This window comes from Streptomyces blattellae (assembly GCF_009709555.1).
GTDB lineage: Bacteria > Actinomycetota > Actinomycetes > Streptomycetales > Streptomycetaceae > Streptomyces > Streptomyces blattellae.
Genome location: NZ_WJBG01000102.1, coordinates 1 through 4802 on the forward strand (window position 1 = coordinate 1; position 4802 = coordinate 4802).

The 4802-nt window shown below is 65.9% G+C and carries 5 protein-coding genes; 2 read left to right on the forward strand and 3 right to left on the reverse strand.

Going from position 1 to position 4802, the window contains the following annotated elements; all coding sequences use genetic code 11:
• Positions 1-603: 603 nt before the first annotated feature.
• Positions 604-1857 carry a group II intron reverse transcriptase/maturase gene (gene ltrA / locus GFH49_RS02365; protein ID WP_230396118.1) on the forward strand — a complete coding sequence of 418 codons (1254 nt, stop codon included), beginning with the start codon at positions 604-606 and terminating at the stop codon, positions 1855-1857.
• A gap of 80 nt (positions 1858-1937) precedes the next feature.
• On the opposite strand, the gene GFH49_RS02370 is transcribed toward ltrA, so the two are convergent.
• The 3 genes from GFH49_RS02370 to GFH49_RS02380 form a co-directional block, all read right to left on the reverse strand.
• Positions 1938-2183, reverse strand: coding sequence for a type II toxin-antitoxin system Phd/YefM family antitoxin (locus GFH49_RS02370; RefSeq protein WP_155054049.1), 246 nt, complete (start codon positions 2181-2183; stop codon positions 1938-1940).
• Positions 2184-2363: 180 nt separating this feature from the next.
• A complete protein-coding gene (locus tag GFH49_RS02375; protein WP_155054050.1) occupies positions 2364-2573 on the reverse strand; it encodes a DUF397 domain-containing protein in 210 nt (69 codons plus the stop codon).
• Positions 2552-3400, reverse strand: coding sequence for a helix-turn-helix domain-containing protein (locus GFH49_RS02380; protein ID WP_155054051.1), 849 nt, complete (start codon positions 3398-3400; stop codon positions 2552-2554). Before GFH49_RS02380 ends, GFH49_RS02375 begins: the two co-directional genes overlap by 22 nt.
• A gap of 122 nt (positions 3401-3522) precedes the next feature.
• Here GFH49_RS02380 and GFH49_RS02385 point away from each other — a divergent pair.
• Positions 3523-4775, forward strand: a protein-coding gene (locus GFH49_RS02385) for an IS3 family transposase (RefSeq protein ID WP_230396121.1) whose coding sequence is annotated in 2 segments (ribosomal slippage) — positions 3523-3805 and positions 3805-4775 — 1254 coding nt in all. Because the reading frame shifts where the segments join, the coding sequence is not laid out codon by codon here.
• Positions 4776-4802 lie beyond the last annotated feature (27 nt).

Consider the following 4802-nt stretch of genomic DNA (forward strand, 5'->3'; position numbering starts at 1 on the left):
CGTGTGTGCCCAGCATGGGCGATTGCTTGGGGGTGGAAGTCCCCTGGGGGAAGAGGTGGTGCTAACCCCGAGCCGGAGGCAAGGGCGTCATCGTGAGGTGGGGTCTGGAGGAAGCCCGAGGCGAGACCTGGGTACCGAGGAACGCGAATCGCGTATGAGGCGTACTGGTCGGGTGAGCCTGCACGAGAAGGCGATGCCCGTCACTGCCAAGAGGGCCAGTGCGTAAACGCGGCGGGGATCCAGGGACAGTGATCGTTCTTACCTGGGGAGATCTGTCCGGGTGTCGGTTGTGCTGAAGTTGTCGCCGCGCCGACGGTCCGTGCCGGGAGGCGCGGGCTGACCGGGCAGAAGTCAGCAGAGGTCGTAGTACCAGCCGGGATGGCTGCCGGTGCGTGGCGGGCTGGGAAGGGCCGAACATCGAGTGGAACGGGTGATGTGGTGGTTGCTCGTGCTGGTCACGTGGACCGCAGTAAGTCCGCTTCGGCGGTGCCGACCGGGAAGGGACCGGTGCATTCCGGAAGTGTCCTGGCGGAGCGTAGTGGCCGGTCGGCGCACTCCACGGAGGGCGTTCACCGGGAGCGGGAGTCTTCGCTGTGGGAGTTGATGCTCTCGAAGGAGAACCTGCTCGCGGCGCTCAACCGCGTTGAAGTCAACCGGGGTGCTCCCGGGGTGGACGGCATGACCACGGCTGAGCTGAGGCCGTGGATCGCGGTGCACTGGCCCGAAGTGAGGGCCGAACTCGACGCGGGCATCTACCGGCCGGCGCCGGTCCGTCAGGTGATCATCCCCAAGCCTGGCGGCGGTGAGCGGATGCTGGGGGTGCCGCGGGTGCTGGACCGCTTGATCCAGCAGGCCATCGCGCAAGTGCTCGTGCCCATCTTCGACCCGCAGTTTTCGGGGTCGTCCTTCGGGTTCCGTCCCGGCCGGTCCGCCCATCAGGCGGTCCGTGTCGCGCGGCGGGCCATCGAGGACGGACACCGCTGGGTCGTGGACCTTGATCTGGACCGGTTCTTCGACCGGGTTCAGCATGACGTCCTGATGGCGCGGGTGGCGCGCAAGGTCGATGACCGCAGGGTCTTGAAGCTGATCCGCAGGTATCTGGACGCCGGGATCATGGTGGGCGGCATCAGGATGCCGAGCGCGGAGGGGACCCCCCAGGGTTCCCCGCTGTCGCCGGTCTTGTCGAACATCATGCTCGACGACCTGGACCGGGAGTTGTTCAAGCGCGGTCACCGGTTCGTGCGTTACGCAGACGACGTTCGTGTCTTCGTGCGGAGCAAGCGAGCCGCTTGCCGGGTGCTCGCCTCGGTCACGGCCGTGGTCGAGCAGCGGTTGAAACTGAAGGTCAACCGGGACAAGTCGAAGGTGGTCCCAGCTTCTGTCATGACGATGCTGGGGTTCGGCTTCTATTTTGCCCGGCGTGGGAAGGTTGGGATCCGCGTCGATCCGAAGGCGGTCGTCCGTCTGAAGATGCGGCTGCGGGAGCTGACCTCGCGCCGGTGGAGCATCGCGATGAACGAACGTATCGCGAAGATCAACCGCTTCATCGTTGGCTGGATGGGCTACTTCCGGCTCGCGGACGGTGCGCATCTGTTCCGCGAGCTGGACAAGTGGCTGCACCGCAGGATGCGGCAGATCCGTTGGAAGGAATGGAAGATCCCCCGGGCCCGCCGGGCCATGCTGCGCAAGCTCGGGTTCAACGAGCAGTTCTCCCGTGAGTGGGGGAACAGCAGCAAGGGCTACTGGCGGATCGCGGGCTCCCCCGTCCTCGCGCGGGCACTGCCCAACTCCTACTGGGACGACCTCGGCCTGAAGACGCTCAAGCCGACCTGGCAACGGTTGAGATCAGCTTGGTGAACCGCCGGATGCGTGACCCGCATGTCCGGTGGTGTGGGAGGAGGGCCGGGCGACCCGGCCCTCCTACCCGATTGTGTCACCTACGGCAGCCCCAGGATTCGGCGGACTTCTTCGTGCGGGATTCCAGGCTCCAGCGCTCCGCGTGCTTTCCTCAGCTGATATTCGGCCAACGCCAGGGTGTCTTCAAGATCCTCCATGGCCTGGGGTGGTACGAGGAAAGCGGCGACCCGCCCGTGCTCGGTAAGGGCGATGGTCTCGCCGTGGGCGACGCGGCCAACGAGGTCGTCGAGCTGGGAGCGGGCGTCGCTCAAAGGGATCTGAACCATGGACGGATGCTTGCACAAGCGCAGAACGGACACAGGTCGGCGACGCCTCGTATGAACACTCCCTGCGAGCCGTGGACATCAGGCGCGGGAGAGATTTGTGGGAGAGGTCCGAGGTCGAAAGCGTCGAAGTGGACGGAGAGTTCGTCTTGATCGAGGGCGAACGGATCGACCTCGTGCGGCTTACAGGGAACCGTCCCTGACACTGTCGACGAACGGCTGCCACGCCGCTCCGGGCAGGAGCAGGACGGGGCCGGTTGTGTCCTTGCTGTCACGGACGGGAACTGTGCCGGGGAAGTCGTCGGAGACCTCGACGCAGGCGTCACCTGCCTCCTGCCCGGTGTAGGAGGACTTGCGCCAGCGGGCGGCGCTCAGGTCTGGGGTGGCTCGCATGACTCGTACATCTCCAACGTGGCCTCGATCAATGCCGCGGATTCCCTCACCGAGAGCGCGGACGCCTTCAACTCATCGAATCCTCGCATGCGACGCGCGACGATCTCCCGGTCGTCAAAGGTCTCCCCGTACCCGAAGCCCTCTTGGTACACCGTGGTGGAGTTGTCCGGGAGGGTGAGCAGGATCAGTGTGCCGTTCATCAGGGCGAGCGCCCCGGCAGAGAAAGGGGCGACCTGGATCGTGGTGTGGCGTGTCCTCACCAGCGGAAGCAGAGCGGCGAGTTGCCCACGCATCACGGCAGGGCCGCCGACCGCCTGGAGCAGGGCCGCTTCGCCGATGATCCACCAGAACTGCGGTGGGCGCTCCCGTCGCAGGTTCTCCTGGCGGCTCATGCGTTTCGCCACCAGGTCGTCGATCCCTGCGGGGGACATCCCGGGATTGCCTTCAGTGAACAGTGCGCGCATGTAGGCCGGCGTCTGAAGCAGCCCAGGGACAAGGCCCGCGCAGAACTCCTGGATCCGTGCCGCCCTCGCCTCCAGCTCCAGGCAGTGATCGAACCGCCTCGGCGTATGCTCCCGCTTCACCGCTCCCCACAGCCCCTGGAACAACTCCCCCGTCCCGAAAGCCGCATCCAGCTTCTCCGAGAGCGGCGGCAGCGGAAGCCGTTCCCCCGTCTCCACCCCGTGCAGATGCGTTTTGCTGTAGTTGACGATGTCCGACAGCCGGTCCAACGACAGCCCGGCGAGCTGGCGTTGGCGGCGCAGCTCCACGCCGTACAGGTCGCGGGCGGAGTGGGCGGGGTCGAGGTCGCGGGCGGGCTGGGTCATGGCCGGTGCTCCCTTTCTGTTCCTTGTCCCCCGAGGGAACGGGTCGCCCGTCCAAGGTAGTTGCGGGCAGTGTGAACCGCCCCGGCTCGAATGGAGACTCGATTTCGTGAAAGGATCGAGTCATGGCACGACCTTCCTCCTATCCGCTTGAGCTGCGCCGTCGCGCGGTGCGCATGGTCGCCGAAGTTCGCGGCGACTACCCGACCGAGTCCGCCGCGATCAAGGCCGTGGCCGAGAAACTGGGCATCGGCTCGAATGAGACGCTGCGCAAGTGGGTGCGGCAGGACCAGGTCGACTCCGGGCAGCGGCCGGGGACGACGACGGAGGAGTCCGCGCAGATCAAGGCGTTGAAGAGGGAGAACGCTGAACTCAAGCGGGCGAACGAGATCCTGAAGGCTGCGGCGAGTTTCTTCGCGGCCGAGCTCGACCGGCCACACCTGCGCTCGTAGCGTTCATCGACGAGCACCGGGACCGCTTCGGCGGTGTCGAGCCGATCTGCCGCGTGCTGTCCGAGCACGATTGCAAGATCGCCCCATCCACCTACTACGCCCACAAGAAACGACTCCAGAACCCGTCCGCGCGAACCGTGCGGGACGAGGAACTCAAGGAGCTGATCCAGGAGGTCTACACGTCCAACTTCCGTGTCTACGGGGCAAGGAAGATCTGGCGCGAGCTGAACCGCCAGGGCCACCGGGTGGCCCGCTGCACCGTCGAGCGGCTGATGCGCGAGATGGGCATCGCCGGCGCCGTGCGGGGCAAGAGAGTGATCACCACGATCCCCGACGAAACGGCCGACCGGGCACCGGACCGGGTGGACCGCAAGTTCGTCGCCGACGCACCGAACCGCTGCTGGGTCGCCGACTTCACGCATGTGGCCACGTGGGCGGGGGTCGTCTACGTCGCCTTCGTCGTGGACACCTTCTCCCGCCGCATCGTCGGCTGGTCCGCCTCCACCTCCAAAGAGACCCAACTCGTCCTGGATGCATTGGAGATGGGGCTTTGGCAGCGCGACCGTGAAGGCCGCCCCCACATCCCTGGCGAGCTGATTCATCACTCAGATGCGGGCAGCCAGTACACGTCGTTCAAGCTCGCCGAACACCTCGACGCCGCCGGCATCGCGGCCTCGATCGGCTCGGTCGGCGACGCCTACGACAACGCGCTGATGGAGTCGACGATCGGCCTGTACAAGACCGAGATCATCAAGCCCCGCCGCCCCTGGAAGACCCTGAGCGAGGTCGAGCTGGCTACCGCCGAATGGGTTGACTGGTACTGCCACCGCCGACTCCACGGTGAAATAGGCCACATCCCGCCCGTCGAATACGAGACCAACTACTACCTGGGAACCACGAAACACCAGGTCACAACAACCATCTGAGATCTCTATCGAACTCGGGGCGGTTCA

Bases quoted from the DNA above. Each gene is read 5' to 3' on its own strand.
- GFH49_RS02370 (WP_155054049.1), bottom strand. From the start codon at position 2,183: ATGGTTCAGATCCCTTTGAGCGACGCCCGCTCCCAGCTCGACGACCTC.
- ltrA (WP_230396118.1), top strand. From the start codon at position 604: ATGCTCTCGAAGGAGAACCTGCTCGCGGCGCTCAACCGCGTTGAAGTC.
- GFH49_RS02375 (WP_155054050.1), bottom strand. From the start codon at position 2,573: ATGCGAGCCACCCCAGACCTGAGCGCCGCCCGCTGGCGCAAGTCCTCC.
- GFH49_RS02380 (WP_155054051.1), bottom strand. From the start codon at position 3,400: ATGACCCAGCCCGCCCGCGACCTCGACCCCGCCCACTCCGCCCGCGAC.